At 54.5% G+C, this 19,080-nt stretch carries 23 protein-coding genes; 13 read left to right on the forward strand and 10 right to left on the reverse strand.

What is annotated here, in order from left to right:
* The first annotated feature begins 96 nt into the window (after positions 1 to 96).
* The 3 genes from TCELL_RS03435 to TCELL_RS03445 are packed head-to-tail and all read left to right on the forward strand — an operon-like array spanning position 97 to position 3,932.
* Positions 97 to 993: an FAD binding domain-containing protein gene (locus tag TCELL_RS03435; protein ID WP_014737327.1), complete on the forward strand. Its 897-nt coding sequence runs from the start codon at positions 97 to 99 to the stop codon at positions 991 to 993.
* Entirely contained in the window at positions 994 to 1,524 is a 531-nt protein-coding gene (locus TCELL_RS03440) for a (2Fe-2S)-binding protein (protein ID WP_014737328.1), read from the forward strand.
* A 5-nt stretch (positions 1,525 to 1,529) separates the two neighbouring features.
* Positions 1,530 to 3,932 (forward strand): xanthine dehydrogenase family protein molybdopterin-binding subunit, encoded by a 2,403-nt coding sequence (locus TCELL_RS03445; protein WP_014737329.1) that lies wholly within the window; start codon positions 1,530 to 1,532, stop codon positions 3,930 to 3,932.
* 28 nt (positions 3,933 to 3,960) lie between these two features.
* On the opposite strand, the gene TCELL_RS03450 is transcribed toward TCELL_RS03445, so the two are convergent.
* Both TCELL_RS03450 and TCELL_RS03455 read right to left on the reverse strand, forming a co-directional pair.
* Entirely contained in the window at positions 3,961 to 4,803 is an 843-nt protein-coding gene (locus TCELL_RS03450) for a hypothetical protein (protein ID WP_014737330.1), read from the reverse strand.
* 4 nt (positions 4,804 to 4,807) lie between these two features.
* On the reverse strand, positions 4,808 to 5,578 hold the full coding sequence (locus TCELL_RS03455; RefSeq protein WP_048163033.1) for a metal ABC transporter ATP-binding protein: 771 nt from the start codon (positions 5,576 to 5,578) through the stop codon (positions 4,808 to 4,810).
* A 63-nt stretch (positions 5,579 to 5,641) separates the two neighbouring features.
* Here TCELL_RS03455 and TCELL_RS03460 point away from each other — a divergent pair, with 63 nt between their 5' ends.
* The 3 genes from TCELL_RS03460 to TCELL_RS03470 are packed head-to-tail and all read left to right on the forward strand — an operon-like array spanning position 5,642 to position 7,874.
* Positions 5,642 to 6,649: a metal ABC transporter substrate-binding protein gene (locus TCELL_RS03460; RefSeq protein WP_014737332.1), complete on the forward strand. Its 1,008-nt coding sequence runs from the start codon at positions 5,642 to 5,644 to the stop codon at positions 6,647 to 6,649.
* A complete protein-coding gene (locus tag TCELL_RS03465) occupies positions 6,646 to 7,512 on the forward strand; it encodes a metal ABC transporter permease (RefSeq protein ID WP_014737333.1) in 867 nt (288 codons plus the stop codon). The genes TCELL_RS03460 and TCELL_RS03465 overlap by 4 nt, the downstream gene beginning before the upstream one ends.
* Positions 7,509 to 7,874 (forward strand): CopG family ribbon-helix-helix protein, encoded by a 366-nt coding sequence (locus TCELL_RS03470; protein WP_014737334.1) that lies wholly within the window; start codon positions 7,509 to 7,511, stop codon positions 7,872 to 7,874. Before TCELL_RS03465 ends, TCELL_RS03470 begins: the two co-directional genes overlap by 4 nt.
* 39 nt (positions 7,875 to 7,913) lie before the next feature.
* Here TCELL_RS03470 and TCELL_RS03475 read toward each other — a convergent pair whose 3' ends face one another.
* The 6 genes from TCELL_RS03475 to iorA are packed head-to-tail and all read right to left on the reverse strand — an operon-like array spanning position 7,914 to position 12,425.
* A complete protein-coding gene (locus TCELL_RS03475; RefSeq protein WP_014737335.1) occupies positions 7,914 to 8,264 on the reverse strand; it encodes a PolB1-binding protein PBP2 family protein in 351 nt (116 codons plus the stop codon).
* 12 nt (positions 8,265 to 8,276) lie between these two features.
* Complete coding sequence (locus tag TCELL_RS03480) at positions 8,277 to 9,227, reverse strand: iron-sulfur cluster loop containing protein (RefSeq protein WP_014737336.1); 951 nt, start codon at positions 9,225 to 9,227, stop codon at positions 8,277 to 8,279.
* A 13-nt stretch (positions 9,228 to 9,240) separates the two neighbouring features.
* On the reverse strand, positions 9,241 to 9,678 hold the full coding sequence (locus tag TCELL_RS03485; RefSeq protein WP_014737337.1) for a hypothetical protein: 438 nt from the start codon (positions 9,676 to 9,678) through the stop codon (positions 9,241 to 9,243).
* Positions 9,679 to 9,687: 9 nt separating this feature from the next.
* Positions 9,688 to 9,885: a hypothetical protein gene (locus TCELL_RS07405; protein WP_083829973.1), complete on the reverse strand. Its 198-nt coding sequence runs from the start codon at positions 9,883 to 9,885 to the stop codon at positions 9,688 to 9,690.
* Complete coding sequence (locus TCELL_RS03490; RefSeq protein WP_014737338.1) at positions 9,848 to 10,477, reverse strand: 2-oxoacid:acceptor oxidoreductase family protein; 630 nt, start codon at positions 10,475 to 10,477, stop codon at positions 9,848 to 9,850. Before TCELL_RS03490 ends, TCELL_RS07405 begins: the two co-directional genes overlap by 38 nt.
* Position 10,478: 1 nt before the next feature.
* The gene (gene iorA / locus TCELL_RS03495) at positions 10,479 to 12,425 is read right to left on the reverse strand and encodes an indolepyruvate ferredoxin oxidoreductase subunit alpha (RefSeq protein WP_338064511.1); all 1,947 of its coding nucleotides are present in this window, start codon (positions 12,423 to 12,425) and stop codon (positions 10,479 to 10,481) included.
* 135 nt (positions 12,426 to 12,560) lie between these two features.
* Between iorA and TCELL_RS03500 the strand changes: the two genes are divergently transcribed.
* Complete coding sequence (locus TCELL_RS03500) at positions 12,561 to 12,914, forward strand: hypothetical protein (RefSeq protein WP_094179293.1); 354 nt, start codon at positions 12,561 to 12,563, stop codon at positions 12,912 to 12,914.
* 41 nt (positions 12,915 to 12,955) lie between these two features.
* On the opposite strand, the gene TCELL_RS07310 is transcribed toward TCELL_RS03500, so the two are convergent.
* Positions 12,956 to 13,567, reverse strand: a complete 612-nt coding sequence (locus TCELL_RS07310; protein ID WP_014737341.1) for a hypothetical protein — start codon at positions 13,565 to 13,567, stop codon at positions 12,956 to 12,958.
* 243 nt (positions 13,568 to 13,810) lie between these two features.
* Here TCELL_RS07310 and aspS point away from each other — a divergent pair, with 243 nt between their 5' ends.
* From aspS to TCELL_RS03535, 6 genes are all read left to right on the forward strand, one after another.
* Positions 13,811 to 15,064 (forward strand): aspartate--tRNA(Asn) ligase, encoded by a 1,254-nt coding sequence (gene aspS, locus TCELL_RS03510; RefSeq protein WP_014737342.1) that lies wholly within the window; start codon positions 13,811 to 13,813, stop codon positions 15,062 to 15,064.
* A gap of 91 nt (positions 15,065 to 15,155) precedes the next feature.
* Positions 15,156 to 15,473: a PadR family transcriptional regulator gene (locus TCELL_RS03515; protein ID WP_238529052.1), complete on the forward strand. Its 318-nt coding sequence runs from the start codon at positions 15,156 to 15,158 to the stop codon at positions 15,471 to 15,473.
* Entirely contained in the window at positions 15,470 to 16,615 is a 1,146-nt protein-coding gene (locus tag TCELL_RS03520; RefSeq protein WP_014737344.1) for an inositol-3-phosphate synthase, read from the forward strand. Before TCELL_RS03515 ends, TCELL_RS03520 begins: the two co-directional genes overlap by 4 nt.
* A 26-nt stretch (positions 16,616 to 16,641) precedes the next feature.
* Complete coding sequence (locus tag TCELL_RS03525) at positions 16,642 to 17,301, forward strand: adenylate kinase (protein WP_014737345.1); 660 nt, start codon at positions 16,642 to 16,644, stop codon at positions 17,299 to 17,301.
* Between the two features lie 4 nt (positions 17,302 to 17,305).
* Positions 17,306 to 18,253 (forward strand): hypothetical protein, encoded by a 948-nt coding sequence (locus tag TCELL_RS03530; protein WP_014737346.1) that lies wholly within the window; start codon positions 17,306 to 17,308, stop codon positions 18,251 to 18,253.
* On the forward strand, positions 18,250 to 18,492 hold the full coding sequence (locus TCELL_RS03535; RefSeq protein WP_014737347.1) for a hypothetical protein: 243 nt from the start codon (positions 18,250 to 18,252) through the stop codon (positions 18,490 to 18,492). The genes TCELL_RS03530 and TCELL_RS03535 overlap by 4 nt, the downstream gene beginning before the upstream one ends.
* Positions 18,493 to 18,534: 42 nt before the next feature.
* Here TCELL_RS03535 and TCELL_RS03540 read toward each other — a convergent pair whose 3' ends face one another.
* On the reverse strand, positions 18,535 to 19,065 hold the full coding sequence (locus TCELL_RS03540; RefSeq protein ID WP_014737348.1) for an Lrp/AsnC family transcriptional regulator: 531 nt from the start codon (positions 19,063 to 19,065) through the stop codon (positions 18,535 to 18,537).
* Between the last annotated feature and the right edge of the window lie 15 nt (positions 19,066 to 19,080).

Below are 19,080 nucleotides of genomic sequence, written 5' to 3' on the forward strand. Positions count from 1 at the left end.
ACGTGGTTGAGTATAAATTGCTTACTTTTCAACGTCGTAGTAGACAAATGTAAAGAATTTTATACCAGCCCCTCTATAAAGGGTTGACAACTAAGGGTGGTGGGTATAGAGCTTGTTAGTATATACAAGCCAAAGAGCCTCAGCGACGCCCTCGAGTTCTTAGACAAGAACGCCCCCGATGTAAAGCCCATTGCGGGCGGCACTGAGTTGTTGCTGTTGATAAGGGACAAGAAGATAAAGCCGCCTAAGTACCTCCTCGACCTGTACCCGTTGAAGAAGCAGCTATCCTACGTCAAGGTTGAGAATGGCCTCGTGAGAATTGGTGCCCTGACCACGGTGTACGAGCTGGGCCAGAGCATCCTACACAGAGATAAGAGGTTCGCCGGGTTCGTGGACGTCTACGACAAGTTTGGGACCATGGCGCTGAGGTTCGAGGCTACGATCGGTGGTAACTTGAACGCCGCGACGCAGTACAGCGACTACATTACACTAATGCTCGTCTACGACGCGTCTGTTAGACTAGAGAGCGTGAAAGGCGTGAGAGAGCTCAAGCTCAGCGAGTTCATAGTCGACAAGAGGAAGACGGCTCTAAACCCCAACGAGATCGTCACAGAGGTTGTCTTCAGGGAGCCCCCGCTCGACTCAAGCAGCTCTTTCGTCAAGTTCGATAGGAGGGAGATACTGATAGCCGGCATAGTCACCGAGGCGACCTACCTGCACCTAGAGGGAGAAACGATAAAGGACGTCAGGATATCCTTCGATATGGTCGCCGGTAAGAGGATCCCCGCGAGGGCTCTGAAGACAGAGGAGTTCTTGAGGGGGAAGAGCTTCACGAGCGACCTACTAGAGGAGGCCGCTGAGAAGGTGCTGCCTCTCGAGATGTCGAGGGTTACAGACTGGTGGACAACGGCCGACTACAGGCTCGAAATGTCCAAGGTCTCTTTGAAGAGGGGTCTGAAACTCGCGTACGAGAGGGTGAAGGGGGTGAGGTAGATGGTCAAGGTCACTCTCACAGTCAACAACGTTAAGTACGAGCTCGACGTTCCTCCGCTGGAGAGGCTCATCGACACCCTCCGCTATAGGCTAGGATTCACGAGCGTCAAGGAGGGCTGTGGTAGGGGCGAGTGCGGCAGTTGCATAGTGCTGGTTAACGGGAACCCCGTCCACAGTTGCCTGGCGTTGACTTCGAGGCTGGACGGCGCTGAGATAACGACACTAGAGGGGCTGGCGCCCGCCGGTAAGGTGCATGCTATACAGGTGGCTTTCATCGAAGCAAGGGGTGTCCAGTGCGGGTTCTGTACACCTGGCTTCATTATGGTGACGAAGGCGCTACTGGACAGAGTCAGCGACCCCGACGACAAGACTATACGTGAGTGGCACTCAAGCGTGTTGTGCAGGTGTGGTAGCTACCCGTATTACTCTGAGGCTGTGAAGAGGGCCGCTAAGTACCTCAAGGAGGGTAAGATTTACTTTGACGAGAAGGAGGTCAGGGAGAAGTACCACCTCAAGGTCCTCGCGAGGTGACGGGCATGAGTAAGCCCGACTACGTGGAGATCGTCGAGGAGGTGTTCTACAAGTACAAGGACAAGAAGACAGAGGAGTTCAAGTATATAGGCAAGAACGTCGTACGCTGGGACGCGATCGCCAAGGTAACAGGCCAGCCGGTATTCACTGCTGACCTGCTAAAGCTCGTCAAGAACCCGGTGTTCGTCTACAGCGTGAGGACAAAGTACGCCCACGCGAAGGTCAAGGGCATTGACTACAGCGACGCCCTTAAGTATCCAGGAGTACTCGCCGTGTTCACGGCTAAAGACGTCCCCGGGATCAACGACGTCGGCTACGTTATACCAGACCAACCACTGCTCGCGGACAGGAAGGTAAGGTACATAGGCGACACCGTGGCGCTAGTAGTAGCGGAGTCTCTCGAGAACGCTAGAGAAGCAGGCGGGCTCGTTCAGGTCGACTACGAGCCTCTCAAAGTCTACCTAGACCCCCTGGAGATAATAGACCCGGAGACCTTCGAGGAGAAACCCCACGAGCTGATACACGACGAGCGCGGCACGGACATCCTTACCAGGTACAAGATCAGAGTTGGGGACGTGGAGAAGGCCTTTAAGGAGGCCGCGGTAGTAGTAGAGAACAAGTACGAGACACCGTTCCAAGAACACGCCTACATAGAGCCCGAGGCGGCTATTGCTATACCGGAGCCGGACGGTGGCGTCACGATATACGCCAAGACTCAGTGCCCCTTCGACACTAGGAAGGCTGTGGCCAACGTCCTGGGCCTACCGTTCAACATGGTCAGAGTCATAGCCCCCGCGCTAGGAGGCGGCTTCGGCGGCGCTGAAGACGTAGGCAACGAGATAGCGGCGAAGGTCGCTCTTGTTGCGACCAGGCTGAAGAGGCCGGCCGTACTGATCCACACGAGGGAGGAGTCGATCATAGGCCACACGAAGAGGCACAGAACCATATCCTGGTACAGGCACGCGGCCGCCAGAGACGGGACTCTACTGGCAGTAGAGGCGAAGGTCATCTTAGACAAGGGCGCCTACGCAAGCCTCGGCCCGTTCGTGGCCTGGAGGGCAGTAGTACACAGCACCGGGCCCTACAAGGTCAGGAACGCCAAAGTCGACGTAGTCGCGGTGTACACCAACAAGATACCTGGCGGTGCGTTCAGAGGGTTCGGCAACCCACAAGTCACCTTCGCGGTCGAGAGGCAGATGGACTCGCTCGCAGAAGAGCTCGGCATGGACCCAGTCGAGCTGAGGCTAAAGAACGTGCTGAGGAACGGCGACAGGACCGTACACGGCCAGCTACTCGACCACGGCGTCGGGGCGGAAGAGGTCATCAAGAAAGCCGTGGAGCTTAGCGGCTGGTACGAGAAGAGGAGACTGTACGCCTCGCTCACAGGCCCCGTGAGGAGGGGTATAGGCATAGCGATATTCTACCACGGGAACAGCATCGGTGCCGAGGGCGCCGACTACTCCAGCGCTTCCGTGATCATTCAGAGGGACGGCTCTATAATATTCAGGACTGGCCTGACAGACATGGGCCAAGGCGCGATACAAGGCTTGATCAACATTCTCGCAGAGGTTCTAGGAGTACCACCTAACTACATTAAAGTGGAGGCAGCCGACACGGCCGCGACACCGGACGCCGGTCCAACAGTAGCGTCTAGGTCGACAGCCATGGGCGGCAACGCTACGCTGGTAGCCGCTTACAAGCTAAGGCAGAGGCTGAACAAGCTCGCTGCGGAGCTTCTCGGCTGCGGCTCGCCCGACGACGTAGTCATCGAGGCACCCAAGGTGTACTGCAAAGACGACCCATCCCACACGATCACCTGGAGGGAGCTAGTCGAGCAGGCCTTCTGGAAAGGCGTGCCGCTCCAGGAGTTCGGCTTCTACAGGGCACCGCCAGCTGAGTGGGACGAGGAGACCGGTACTGGTGCGCCGTACTTCACGTACACCTACGGTGCTATCGTAAGCGACGTCGAGGTAGACCTCGAGACAGGCTTAGTGAGGGTAAAGGAGGCGACCACCGTCTACGACATCGGCAGGGTGATCAACAGGACTGGCGCGGAGCTTCACGCTATTGGGGGCTACATCCAGGGCATGGGCTACGCACTGATGGAGGACCTGTACTACGACTCGGCGGGTAGGCTCATGAACGACAACTTGAGCACATACCACATACCGACGGCCAGGGACATCCCCGAGAAGTTCAACGTTTACTTCGTTGAGGCCGGCTACTACCACGCGCCATTCGGGGCGAAGGGGCTGGGCGAGCCATCTATAGTGGCTATAGCCCCTTCGATCGCCAACGCCGTGGTGAACGCCCTGAGGAGCAAGCAGGCCAACAAGCTCGTCAACAAACACCCGTTGACGCCCGACTACGTGTACAGCGTTATAAAGAAGGCTGGCGTGAAGCCGTAGGGTTTTCACAAGACCTCTTTTTCCCTCCTCACTTAAACCCCCCTTTTGCCCACACCCTCCCTCTATCGGCTACAATGTACACACCACTCTCCCTATACTCTATCTCCCCTTCGACGTAGTACACCCCCGGCGGTAGCTCTGCGTAGAGCTCCTTGTGAGTCTCGAACACTAGTTCTTCACCACCAATAAACGCCCTTCTGCGAGCGGGCAGTACAGGGGTCGCCCTGTCTCTCAGCTCGACAACACCCCTCACGTTAACCCTCCTTACAACCCTGTCTACACACGTGTGCCAACCAGCTCTATACCTGTACGGTCTCAAGTTCACGACGACACCATGTACTGACAGGTGGAGTAGTGTCCTGGCCTTCAACGCAAGGTAGAGGTCGAGGTCGACCCGGTCCGCGTGTTTAGTGTAGTACTCTCTCAGCGAGTGCCAGAGCCCTGCCCTCTTCAAGACCCCTCTAGCTACCAGTGCTTCGAGCCTTTCCACTGTAGACTCGTCGGCACCGTATAAGACGATGTCGACATCGCCGGCCTCGTAGGGGTCGACTAAGTAACTCCCAGTAACCTCCATATCCTCCTCGTCGAAGTCTAGTAGATACGACAGTAGCCGGAGGACGGGCGTATCTAGTCCTGTGAAGGGCTTGGAAACCTCGTCTAAGGGTATCAACGGCAATCTCAACTTCAGGCAATCCCACCACGACTCGTAGGTGCGTAGAAGTTTCTCGGCTTCGCGGTGCTCCATTTTTCTCCTATTGACGAGGTCGTATCTAGGGTAGGCGACAAGCCAACCGGGTTTGTGCTGGAATCCCTTGACTAGCCACCCGTAACCTCCGTATACAACAAACTCTCCTTCAAGGGCCCTTAGCAAGGGCTTACCTGTGGGTGTCGTATATGTGAACCCCCTTCTCCACCCACTCCCAGCCGAGGCCATAGAACTTGCTTAAGACCTCTGGCACGAGTACTTCTCCAGGGGGACCGTAGGCGTACAGCGTCTTGTTCAGTATGAGGATCATCTTAGTCCACTTCACCATGATCAATGGGTCGTGGGACGTGACTACTATTAGCTTCTCCTCGCTCAGCCTCCCGAGGGTCTCTGCCAACAGTGCCCTACCCTGGGGGTCTATGTTTGCCAGCGGCTCGTCAAGTAAGAGTATAGGCGGGTCGGCAACAAGCGTCCTCGCCAAAAAGACTCTCTGCCTCTCCCCACCGGAAAGCTCAGACACCCTCTTATGCCACAACTCCTCGGTCAAGCCGGCCCTCAAGAGGGCGTTTCTAACGGCCTTGCTGTCTCTCTTGAATAACCGGGGCCAAGGCCTATGCAGTCTGAAACAGCAGTCCACGAGCTCCCAGACAGTGAAAGGCGCGTTTAGCTCCAACTCGGAGGTCTGGGGCATGTACCCGATTCTCCCCTTTAACGTTTCAGGTCTAGACGTGACGTCGACGTTGTCTATCAAGACCCTCCCCTTGACCGGCTTAACAAACCCGAGTATTGCCAAAAGAAGAGTGGTCTTGCCAGCTCCATTAGGCCCTATGATCTGAACAAGCCCAGGCCCTCTAAAATCCACGTTTAAGTTGCTTAAGACCAGCGTATTATTCCGTTTAACTGTCAAATCAACAAGTTTGATCTCCACTACTCGAACCACCCTGTGGTATTCTAATTGTGCACAATCCTTTTAAACCCACATAATAGATTGTGCACAACGGGGATGCCTGTGAGGTACCTCGCTCTCGTTGCTATTAGTTTAGTCGCGGTAGTACTGTTCGCTAGTACTCCTGGTAACGCCGTTACTAATAGACCTCTCCGGGTAATCACGACGTTTCCAGGACTCAAGTACGATGTCCAGAACCTGGTCTGTGAAGGGGATGTTGTTGAAACCTTATTACCCCCCGGGGTGGATCCGCACGAGTATTCATTGACGCCGGGGGACATAACTAAGCTACAGGAAGCCGACTTGATCGTGTCAACAGGCCACACCGGCTTCGAGCAGAAGATAGAAGAACTCTGGAGGAGTGGAGTGATCAAGGGGGTTCTAATCAATGTGCTCGAGTTACCAGGGATAACGATCTTCACTAACCCATCGACTGGGCAACCAGATTACCACATGCCAATATACTACCCTCTAAATTACATTGCTTTCGTAAGAAACGTCTCCGAGACTCTCGCCTCTCTGAACCCAGCGGCGTCCCAATGCTATTTGAGCAGGGCTCTAAACGTTACCACACGTGTAGCCGGCTTGTACGTGTCAACGCCTCCTCTTAGAGGCAAGGCCGTAGGAGACCTGCCTTACACAGTCTACGTCGCCAACTGGCTCGGTCTCGACTTGGCTGGCCTAATAATTAAGGAAGAGGGTCTACCTGCTACACCCGGCGAGCTCTCCACGTACCAAGAGATGATGAGAAACGGCAGTATTGCGTATGTACTCGTGACAGTCTATGGAAGTACCAAATCGACAGTCTCGACTCAGTTGGAGAACATGGCTGCTTCTTACGGCGTAAAGGTTATTAAGCTGTATGGCGCGGTGTACCCCAACTCCATCCTTGACAAGCTGGTTTACGTCTACACTCAGATCACCAACACGTCGCTAACCACGGCTACGGAGACGGCACACCAGGTTACGCCGTCCGGGCTCTCGTGGTTTGGCGTTGCCATGATAGTCGTAGCCGTGATAACACTAGTAGGCCTCGCAGTATACCTACTGGTGAGCCGTAAATGAAGCACGATCTCGTGTTAGCTGGCTTATTAACTGCTTCACTGCTCTACGCTCTCGGTCTCTCGGCAATATACAACCCCCTATGGGTTTTAGTAATGGTGTCCACATCCCTCGGCTTTGCGATCGTGAGCGTTATCGTTGCTTACAGGAGGCTATTTTTTCTAGCCTCCGAGATGCCCCACGTCAGCTTTCTTGCCGTGTCGTTAGGGATTTACATATCATACGTGCTTTGGAGAGGGTTTGAGATTGTTCTCTCCATAATAGTGGGTCTGGGGCTCACCTACATAGTTGGCTACATGATCCATAGACGTGTCGACCCTTCTATCGCTACATCGGTATTTGTAGGCTCCACTACATCGCTGAGTGTACTGGTGGCTTACTTTGTCTTAACGAGAGTACCCGTGGCGTACGACATAGCGAGTCTTATAATAGGAGACCCACTACTAGCGACCTACAGCGACGTGATAGCTTGCGTTCTAACGACTATTTTTGCACTAGTGGCGTTTATTTTCACATACCACGAGCAGGCTTCAATAGGTTTAGACAGGGTTGCGGTCAAGATCGCGGGGGTTGACACGAGGGTCTACGACCTCTTGGCGTACACTCTCCTCGGGGTCAGCACCGTCGGTATGCTGAAAGTCACAGGATACATCATGGAACACGTGTTCATACTCATGCCCCCCGCTATCGCATTCTCCCTCGCGAGGAGTTACAGGGGGGCGGTCTACACAGCGGTACTATCGAGTCTTCTCGCTAGCTTAATAGGCCTCCACCTGAGCATCCTGCTCAATCTAGCCCCCTCGGGCATGGCCGGCTTAATTATGCTCCTGATGTACATAGCTAGCTTACTGGTGAAGAGGGCATGAAGAGGAGGAGGTTCGGTATTAGCCTACCCGAGGAGTTAGCCTGTGAGCTTGACAGAATATCAAGAGAGCACGGGTTAGACAGATCCAGCGTAATAGCAACGGCGGTGGAGAAGTACGTTGAGGGTATGTCCCACTACAAGAACAGGCACGAGTGTCTAGGCGTCTGTATAGCTGTCACCGAGGGGGAGCCTAACCTTAGGCTGGAGGAGTTTAGGGAGGTAGTCGTTGGCTACTATCACAACCACGCAAAAGGGCTGTGCCTCAATATATTTGTATTACGGGGGGACTCAAACAAAGTTCTAGAGCTGTACTACAAACTTAAGAAGAGCTCGAAGAAGACAGTACTGGTTCCGCTACACTAGGCGTTAAAAGAGGCGCTCCAAGGCGCCTCGCAGGAGTGATCAGGCTAGGCTCTCCATATTCTTCGGGATACCTGGATCCAGCCTCCCCAACTTCTTCTTCAACTCCTCTATAAGCGGCTTCGACAAGTTGTAGACGCCGCCCTTGTACTCCAGGTACCCCGCTGTTATGAGCCTCGATATGACTCTCGAGACCTCTCTTTCTATAACCACGTCGTCTAATTCGGGTACTAGGTCTTTCTCCCCCCTCGAAGCTCTCCTCTTAACCTCCTCCCTCAATTCGATCAGAGCTATAATCTCCCCCACGCTAATGTTCTTGATGAAGTACTCCATTACGATCCTCTCTAGCCTCCCCATCGACAAAACGTCTTTGAGTCTGATCTCACCGGGCAAGTCCGATCCCCGCTAGTAGTACCACGTGTTATAGTACGTGGGCTCGTTAACCATGAAACTCTTGTTTCTAAACGCCGTGCACACGTTCCTCAGAATGCACTTTTCGCACTCGGGCTTGTCTCTTAGGCAGACCGTCCTTCCGTGGAGCCAGAAGAAGTCATCTAAGGTGCTGGCCCGAATGCCCGCCGTGCTCGACAGGTGCCTGTAAGCCAGCTTCACCGTTAACCTCAGTAATACGTCCTCGTCGCGAGATATCTCGACTCCCTGTTTTATCTTGTCCCAGAGCTCGCCCGAGACGACGACCAAGCCGGTCCTTACGGCCTGCCTGGTCAGGTGGTTGTCTACAGCTACATCAAGCTCGTCTACAGGGTTGAACAAGCCGCGTCCAGCTAGGAACTTTGCTAGGAGCATGGTCTTCTTCTCGACGGGGTCCTCGAAAGCCTTGAAAACCCTCATGTAGTCGACGAAGCCCTGTTCGCCTAGCGACCCTCTCAACCTCCCTCCCGCGGACCTTATGAGCTTCGTCACCAAGCCGTCCCAAAGCCTAGTCAGCTTAAATCCGAGGTCCCGTAGTAGCATCGCCCTCACTTCGGGGTCCGGTGGCGTGGCACCCCCTACGCTCAACCACTTCACCACGTCTTCAACCTTGATCTCGGCGAGCCTACCAGGGTCGAAGAATGAGGGGTCCTCGTCGAACTTCAACTTGCCGAGCCTGTACAACAGGTCGGCCCCGTGGTAACAGCCGTCTTCCAGACAGGCCTCGTAGGGCTTCCCAGGCCTACTGAGCCTGTGGTCCATGGACACCATCACGACGAAGTACCTCGCGACACTCTCCTCGTCTGCTGTAGCCGGTGGGTAGAAGCGCTGGTCATAGAGGTCGAGTCTGGGTAAGTTGATCGAGTGCTTTTTGAGAACCCTTCCAACTCTCTCGACAGCTCTCCTATCGATACCCACTAGATCCATTGAGGGCGCCCTACTAACCGGTCACGCTGTACCTGTACTCAACTACATTAATCGAGGGCTCGTTTTTAAACCAGACGTGGGGGTCGAGGAACACGGCTTGACGTGACTGTACAAACCCAACAAGGGTCTCCTGCCCGAATATGGCTGTTTCTGCTCTTAGGTTGCCCACAACTGCTTTCTTCAAGAAAACCAGCTCGGCTGAGACAGCGTCCACCACGACTTTTCCTTTAAGCCCGAGTAAGAAGGCCTTAACACAGTCGAGCCTACTCAACCTGACGAGCTTGCCAGCTGCCAAGATGAGGCAGGTGTCCCCTACAACCCAGTCGCCCGAGCCAGAGCCGTAGAGTAGTACTGTATCGGCTACGCACAACCCCCTGATCTTGAACTTACCGAAGTGAACTACCTCCTTGTTCTTCACGTTCTCGAAAACTCTCGTTCCGAAGGTTATCATACGACCACTTTAGCCAGTCAGTGACCTCGCGATCAGCCTAGCCCTGACAACGCTTTCTCTGGCCTCGACCAGGTTTTGGTATATCTGGAAGACAACCCCCTTCGACGTCTCTGTATCGAGTGTGAGCCTAGCCACTAGCTCCTCTATCTTGTCCATCGAGTCTATAGCCTTATCTAACAGCTTTACTAGCTCCTCTAGTTGTTGCAAGGCTGAACCCTATCTTTAAACCCTGGTTGAAGGCTCTTAAATTAGCCTCCGCCGCCCTGCCTGAGAAGAGGGTGTCTATCGCCTCCTCCACCTTGACCGTGCTGATCAACCTCCTCAGCCTCTCGTCGACCGCGATGGATATCCCGAGGAGAAGGGTGTTCGAGTAGAGGGGGGACCCGGCTACTTGTTTCGCCTCGTTATCGGCGTCGTAAACGTAGACCGACCCGCCGAATGTCTTACGCAACGCCTCCTCTACGACGTCCAGACCGGGTGGTCTTGTGAGGGGAGGGGGGAGCCTAAGGCGGTTGACGACCAGGACAGCGCCTCTCCTAGCGTAGGACAGGTACCTGAGTGCTTCTAGAGCTTCGAGCGCTATTACGTGGTCTGCCTCGCCGACTGGTATGATCGGGGCGTCCTTGTTGTTCAGCCTCACGTGGACTGCCAGGCTTCCACCTCTCTGGCTCAGCCCGTGGGTTTCAGCGACCGTGACTTCAATGCCCGAGAGTGTTGATGCCCACGCTATCAGGCTCCCCAGCGTGAGGACCCCTTGACCTCCGACCCCGACGATCAACACGTTGAGCTTCTCGGACACCTCAGCCCACCCCCTCGACGAACCTCTCGCTGTACAACCTCTCCCAGCCTTCACTGCCCGGCCTCTTCACGTAGATGGCCTTGAACGGGCAGACGTGTGCGCATAGGTTGCAACCAAGGCACATGTCCTCCACTATAAGGGGCTTCTTAGCCCCCTCTGGGACCACTATAGCTGGACACGCGACGAGGTTGACACACGCCATGCAGCCCGTGCACTTCTCCTCGTCTATAGCGTAGATAGGCAGCCTTATACCAGTCTCTCTCGAAAGCCTGTACGCCTCAAGCGAGCACCTCATCCTCGATACTATAGCCACCTTCCCGCCGCTCAAGTAGTCCTGGAAAGCCTTGACCACCGTCTCAACGGAGTCTCTGACTCTCAACGGGTTGATGACGTAGACTCTAAATCCAACGGACTTCAACACGTCCGTTATCTCGACAACCGGCGCACGACTGCCTGTCGCTGATAGACCTGTCCCCGGGTGCGGCTGATGGCCTGTCATAGCTGTAGTGTAGTTGTCTAGCACGACTATCATGGCCCTACCGTTGTTGTAGATTATGTTGACAGACCCTGGTATACCCGCGTGGAAGAATGTCGAGTCACCTATCACCGCCACGACAGGTTCCTCTACTACCTTACTAATGCCGTGTGCGACGCCGATCGAGCCCCCCATCTCGAAGCACGTCATCTGCGTCTCGAAGGGCTTCTGGTAGCCGAGCGTGTAGCACCCAATGTCGCCCGTGTACACGACGTTCCTCAACTTCAGTTTGTTCGCCGCTATCTTCAGGACGTAGAAGGTCATCCTGTGGGGGCATCCAGGGCACATAACCGGGGGTCTCGGCGGTACCGTAGCCTGCTCCTCGACCCTGAGCGGGGGCGGCGGTGTATACTCGACCCCCAGGAACTTTGCTATGCCCGGTAGAACCCTGTCTAGGCTAAGCTCGCCGCTCTCCGGGATCAACTCTTTGCCTAGTACCCTAGCCTGAGCCCTGTGCTTCCCGAGAACACTCCTCACGTTAGTCTCGACAACGGGGTCGAGCTCCTCTACGACGAGGATCTCGTCTGCTTCACCGGCTACATCCAGTACAGGTTTAACCGGTACTGGCACAGTGAGGTTCAGCTTCAAGACCGTTACCTCGTTCCAGGCCCTGAGCCTCTCGAGCGACTCGGATACGTAGGCGAATGCGAGACCGGGGGCTATGATAGCTTTGCGTTTACCAGGGTTCAGGACCTCGACTAATGGGGGTCCCCAGTCTGCTTCCTCGATGGTCCTCCACACCTTCAGCGCCCTCTCCTTCATTAGCCGCGCGTGCGCCGGGATCAAGACCCAACGCGTCAAGTCTTTGTCGAACACCCCCTTGCAGACCCTTGTCGTCGTTACGTTGTCCTCGAGTTCAACGTACTGCCTGCTGTGGCTCACGCGGGTTGTGGTCCTGAACATCACTGGTTGCTGGTACTTCTCGCTCAACCCTAGAGCGACCTTTACGAGCTTATACGCCTCTCTTACACTACTCGGCTCAACCACTGGGATGTGAGCCAGGTACCCGTACCATCTGTTGTCTTGCTCGTTCTGGCTACTGTGCGCGCTGGGGTCGTCGGCGGAGACAACTAGGAAACCAGCCTTAGTCCCGGAGTAGCCGCTGCTAACGAATATGTCGGCAGCGACGTTCAACCCCACGTGCTTCATGGCGGTGAGGCTCCTCACCCCGGCAATGGCCGCAGCGTAGGCGGACTCGTAGGCCACCTTCTCGTTGACACTCCACTCGGCTATGACTCCAACGTCCTCTGCGACCTCTGCCACGGACTCGAGAATCTCGGTAGAAGGCGTGCCCGGGTAAGCTGCGAAGTAGCAGACACCAGCCTCAAGGGCACCCCTCGCTATCGCCTCGTTGCCCATATAGAGGACTCTACTCCCCTTCTCGGCGAGCAGTGCCTTTACAGGTATGTCCACCACCTTAAAAGGCCTATACCCGTGTAAACTTAATAGCCGGTCAAGCTATTTAACCTTCGGCAAAAAATTGTGGGATTTGCTTATAATCAAAGTTTAAATATCTGTTATCCCACTACCTTATATTGGGTGAGACGTATGGTTAATGGTAGAGTCATACATGAAGATAATGACGTGATCGTCGCTATAGCTCCAAGAGACGAGGAGCTACCGGGCATGGTGCTAGAGGCGATTAAGAGGAAGGGGCGTCCAATGTACTTCGACGAGATCGTGAAGGAGTTCAGCGGTCTAGCCGGCGAGGACAGGGTTAGGAAGGCTGTAAACCACCTCCTGGCCTTGAAGGCCATCATGGAGTACCCGGACGGAAGTCTCGGACTACCAGGCATGAAGTGGGAGCCTAGGAGAGCGAGGAAGAGGAGGAGGAAGAGGACGCCGAGGCTGATGTCAGTAGACCAGGAGCCCAAGTTCTACTACCTGCCACCCGAACAGTAGGTCTAGGAGGTACCTGGTCTCGTACAACCTCGCTTTTTACACTATTTCTTCCTCCTACTCTTGGGCTTATACTGCCTACCGATACTGGGTTTGTAGTCCCTGCACTTCTCATCTAGGCCTAGGATAGTGATCCCGTACCTGTACTGGAGCTCGCACAAGAAGTGGTCTGGAACGACTGCGAGCGCCCCCCTGTTCGTCTTCACGATGAACGTCTTGTCGGTGAGGCGGTCTACGTTAGCAGTCTCCAACACCCAGTCCAGGAAAATAGGTAGCCTGGTCGTGTTCACGAAACCCCTCTTCCTCTCAATGCCGTACTCGTCTACGACGTTGTCTCCCACCCGGACCCCGTCCTTGCAGACCCCGTTGACGTCGCACTCTATCCTCTTGAACGACGGACTACTCGCTATCTTGCTCAGGACGTCCACTGCTATGCTGGTCTTCTGCTCGGCTACGACCTCCTTAGAAGCCTCCGCCTTCTTCGCTATTTTCTCCTCAGTGAAAGCCCTCACGATCTCCTCGATGCTCGAAAGGCCTGTCTCGCGATCACCAGCGCTATCTGGCCGGCTGGCCTGGGTCGGCTCAGGTTTTTTGAGAAACTCTGTCAGCGGCTTATACTTCCCCTTGCTGTTCTTACTGGTCTTCAAGTATATCATCCATCAAGAGTCTTTATACCGCTAGACTTTAAATAAGGCGAAGCCGGGTATAGAACTGGCCTACCCCCGCCACCTATACAGGCGGCCTCCCCACCCTGTCCGGGGAAGCTAATGGGGACTGTGAGCAAACTACTATACAATCCCCGGGTGTAGGTGGGGTTTAGGGGGTATCTGGCCTCATAATAATTATACTCCTAGCATCCTTTATAAATTTTGATCGGCTCCTAATTGGTGGTGTCAGAGATGAGGCTGTGCGGCTGGGTCTTGAGGAGTAAGACGATCGGTAGAGTCGTGATCGTCGAGGTGTCGGGAGGTGACGTCAGACCTTACGTTCTAGTAGGTAAACAGGACTTGAATCCAGAACTGTACAACACTTTGAGCACTTTACCTCTAGGTTCGGCTGTCTGCTTCGAAGGCGAGCCGGCCAGGGAGCAGAAGAGCAAGAGGGGTACCGAGTTCGAGGTGAAGTCGATCAAGGTTTACGCAGAGCCTATTGAGCCATTACCCGTAGAGCTAGTTGGCAAAGTGCCGTCTCTGCTAGAGACCAGGATCAAGTACAGGTGGCTACTTCTAAGGAACCCCGTCGAGAAGGCCATATTCAGGGTTAGGCAGAGCATTGTCCAGGCGGCCAGGGAGTACCTGGTAAACAACGGCTTCATGGAAATCCACACCCCTAAGATAGTCGCCGCGGGCGCGGAGGGGGGTGCCACCTTATTCAAAGTCCAGTACTTCGAGAGAGAGGCTTACCTGAGCCAGAGCCCCCAGTTGTACAAACAGATACTGATATCCTCCATCCCGAGAGTCTTCGAGATAACCCCATACTTTAGAGCCGAGAAGTTCAACACTGTGAGGCACTTGAACGAGTCTTGGGGTATCGACGTCGAGCAGGGCTTTATAGAGAGCATGGAGGACGTAATGAACACGCTCGAGAACCTGGTCGCCTACATTATCAACTACGTCAGGGACAAGAACAAAGAGGAGCTAGAGACCCTCGACGTAGAGTTGCCCCGTGTGACCACACCGTTCAAGCGTCTCAAATTCGAGGAAGCAGTGGACATACTGCGGAGCAACGGAGTTGAGGTACCCGAGGGAGAGGACCTGAGCGACCAGGCGGAGAGGGAGCTAGGGAAGATCATGTCCGAGAAAGGGAACGACCTCTACTTCATAGTCGGGTTCCCGTGGCAGTCCACAGGGTTCTACTACATGAGGGAAGAGGACGGTCACCACACGAGGAAGTTCGATCTCGACTTTAGAGGGCTCGAGATCGCTAGCGGCGGGCAGAGAGAGCACAGGTACGACAAGCTCGTTGAGGCGCTTAGACTGAAGGGTCTAGACCCAGCCAACTTCTCGTTCTACTTGGAAGCCTTCAAGTACGGCATGCCGCCTCACGGCGGTTTCGGGCTGGGGATCGAAAGGCTCATGATGCAGATGCTGGGGTTAAACAACATCAGGGAAGCAGTGCTCTTTGTTAGAGACAGGACTAGGCTAGTCCCTTAAAGATGTTTAGCATCATAGCCCATAGCACGTAGTGTAAACCTTATTTGTGGCCATAAATATACTCTTGTTGGGTGAAGGATGATTGGATAAAGTGAAGGCTCTCGAGAGATTGAAGAGGAAGCTCACGGTCGAGAACCTCTGGTTGTACGTGATAAGGGTGTTGCTCGACAGCCCTTCGCCGATGAGAGCCTACGACGTCCGTAAGCAGATCAAGTCGAGGTTCAATATCAACCCGCCCGCCATAACTGTTTACACGGTAGTCTACAGGATGAACAGAGAGGGCCTTATAGCCAGGGTCACGGGCGGGGACGAGACGTATTATAAGGTGACCGAGAAAGGGGTCGAGGCTTTTAACCAGGGGCTGAAGTTCCTAGAGGAGACACTTAGGGCATTAGGTGGTCTGAAATGAGGGTCGTGGTAATAGGTCAGGGTATGGCAGCCTCATACTTGGAGGTGGGCCTGGAGAGGCTGAAGAGGAATGAGATACCCGACTACGGTGTACCGTTGAGGGACTGGGTTCCAGTCAAGTACGACGATATCGAGATCGTTGCTGCTTACGACGTTGACGAGAGGAAGATTGGTAAGACGGCCTACGAGCTAGCGAGAGAGTACTTTAATTCTTCGACTATACCCGGCAAGCTGAAAGAGATCCAGGTGAGGAGGGGGATACACCTAGGTAGTTTGAAGGGGCTGCCGTACAAGGCTAGAGGGCTTGAGGAGAAATACGGGCTTGAGAAGTCTATAGAGATGCTCGTAGACGAGTGGAAGAGCTTCAACGCCGACGTGTTCTTGAACGTGATCACCACGGAGCCCGTTGAGCCAATCCACAGCGTGGACGAGCTCGAGGCTAGGGTGAAAGAGGGCTACCTGACCGCGTCTCAGGCATACGCGTACGCCGTTGCTCAATACGCTAGGAGGGTTAAACCGGCTGTTTTAATCAACGCTATACCCTCGCCCGTCGCGACCGACCAGGCCTTCGTAGACCTGTACAAGGCAAGCAACGCAGTGGTGTTCGGTGACGACGCAGCCACGGGCGCGACGCCCCTGACGGCGGACTTGTTGGAGCACCTCTTCCAGCGGAACAGGAGAGTCCTGGACATCGCGCAGTTCAACATAGGTGGTAACACAGACTTCCTAGCCTTAACAGAGCCCGAGAGGAACATCATGAAGAAGAAGACCAAGAGCAGCATGGTCTCCGACATTCTGGGCTACGAGGCCCCGAACTACATCAGGCCCACTGGTTTCCTTGAGCCGCTCGGGGACAAAAAGTTTGTTGCCATGATCATCGAGTATATGAGCTTTGGGGATTTCAAGGACGAGATCTACGTGATAATGAGAGTGAACGACAAGCCGGCAATAGTCGGCGTGTTGATAGACCTAATACGGTTGGGCAAGATAGCACTGGAGAGGGGGTTGTACGGGACGGTCTACGAGGTAAACGCGTTCTACACGAAGAAACCTGGCCCGCCTGGTGTTAAGGCCGTAAGCAAGGTCAAGGCGTTCTACAGGTTACTGGACTGGTTAGGGATAAAAGACCCGAGGGGAATCTAGAGAGTGTTCCAGTGAAGGTGTAGGGATTGAGAGTCGTCCTAATAGGCCCGCCGGGAGCCGGTAAAGGGACTTACTCTGAGTACTTTACGAAGAAGTACTGTATACCACACATCAGCACCGGCGACATCTTCAGGGCTGAAGTCGCCAAGGGGACAGAGTTGGGCCTGAAAGTGAAAGAGTACTTGGACAGAGGGGAGCTCGTACCCGACGAGATCGTGGTCGAAGTGGTGAAGAGGCGGTTAAGCGAGCCAGACACTAAGCGGGGCTTTATCTTAGACGGGTTCCCGAGGACGATTAAACAGGCCCAGGAGCTGGAGAAGATCACTCCCTTAGACGCCGCGATACACATCTACATCTCAGAGGAAGAGGCGGTGAGAAGGCTGAGCAACAGGTACGTTTGCCCGGTCTGCGGGAGGGTCTACAACCTCACCTACAACCCCCCTAAAAACGACTTGGTGTGCGACTACGACGGGGCAAAGCTGGTGAGGAGGAGCGACGACGAGCCGGAGGTCATAAGGAGGAGGTACCAGGTGTACTACCAGACGTTCAACCCCATCATAGAGTACTACAAGGAGAAGAGGTTGCTGGTAGAGATAGACAACACCATGGGGAGCGACAAGGGAATCCCGCTACTCGAGAGGGTACTCGTCGACAAGGGTATTCTCAGGATAAAGCCGTGTGCATAGTGAAGTGGTCGAAGACTTGATACCGAGACTAGTCTACTTCGAGCCCAAGCTAGATTCCACCTCGGAGGTAAAGGTTTTAAGCCTCCAGTCCTTTGTGTCGGGCGGAGGGCCCGGGGGCAGGGTTCTACTGGATAGGTACAGAACCGGCTTCAAAGGCCTTCTCCTACAGCCTGTGGGCGTGGATAGCGTCCTTCTAGTAGGGCCGGGCACCAAGGTGAGGATCAAGGAGCCCAGCCAGAGGTTCTGCTTGTGGCACACGGGCGACATCGCGGAGAAGGACAACCCGTTGTCTCGTAAGTACTGTGTAGAGACCGTCGTGACCCCGCAGGGTTTCTGCCCGAAGCACCGTAACACGCTTAGGGCAATCTACACTCTATGTTTCACACTAGGAGGCTCCGGTAGCTTGGAATACTGTAGGCAGCTAGACAAGGCTCTAGCAGGGGAGGGTAGATACTCTGTGTACGCCACGGTGCTCCACGGCAAGGTCAAGGTAGGCTCAACCAGGTCGTGGAGGTACGTTGAGAGGCTCAGTGAGCAGCCTCACAGTGTCAGCACTGTCCTAGCCGAGACCACGAGTTCTTACGAGGCGAGGAGCCTCGAGCTCAGACTGGGTAGGATTAGCGGGTTGACAGAGCACTTGAAGTTCGAATTCAGGAAGATACTAGAGGAGGACTTAGCCAGAGACGTTAACGTGCTCGTCAACAAGCTCAGGAAGCTGTCGCAGCACGGGTTCGCCTTGGAAGTTGGAAAACTCGTTAAAGTAGACGCCGACGACCCCACCATACTTAGGGCTGTTTCCGAGAGGAGAGTTAGCGAGCTATCCGACAAGACGCTGGAACTCGTCAGCTACTATTCGGGTTACCTGATATTCCACGACCCTGCTGACAGCGCGTATGTGGCTGTGCGTGCGAATCAGCTACTGCACGGCGATAGTATAGTGGTGTTAAGTTGAAGAAGAGCCTTGACCAGGCGATCAGGCTACTCAGGATATTGGTGGAGGGTAGGGAGGTCTACTTCAGTGGCGACTACTTGAACAGCGAGGGTAGAAAGCTCCTAGAGGAGGCGATCAGAAACATTCTACGCGATGCACCCTTTCTCAAGAAGAGAGTGGTTAAAGTCCGTAAGAAGGGCGACTACTACAGCGTGATATCGTTAGTAGAAGACTTATTGGGCCTCCAGTCAAGCGAGTAGGCAGAGATTCTTAACAGGCAACAAAGCGAGCGTTTAGACGGGTCAGGCCCTGTTCCTACGTAGAGAGGGCAGGCAGTTACCGCAGAACGAGTTTACGTTTACGTCGTTCATGTATGTGTGACAGTTGGGGGCGTCGTTCTTGAGTGGTATCATGAAGTCGCTGGGAAGCCTGCCGTAGTGTATCTCTACCTCGTCTACGTTCTCCCCTATGTATTTGACGAATGACACGAGGCTGGCGATCTCCCTCTTATCCCTACCATAGACCATTGCTAAGATCTCGTTGTCGTTGACTAGCATAACTCCTAGAACCCGGTTACACATGGTCAAGACCCGCATGACAGCCTCTCTTTTCCCACCCTTTATCCTGAGGAGTGCGGCCTCGCTTCCCAGCATTCTGGCCGAGAAGAGGGGCTTGAATTGGAGCATGTCTTTGTCGATAAGCCTCTTCAACCGGTTTCTAATCGAGGTAGGGCTCAGCCCGGTCTTCTTGGATATCGCGGATATGTTAGCCCTCGTGTTCTGTATGAGAGAGGCGATCAGCCTCTTGTCATCGCTGTTCGAGTTTTGCTCCATAATATTCCCATGGAT

Origin of the sequence: Thermogladius calderae 1633 (assembly GCF_000264495.1) — an archaeon.
Classification (GTDB): domain Archaea; phylum Thermoproteota; class Thermoprotei_A; order Sulfolobales; family Desulfurococcaceae; genus Thermogladius; species Thermogladius calderae.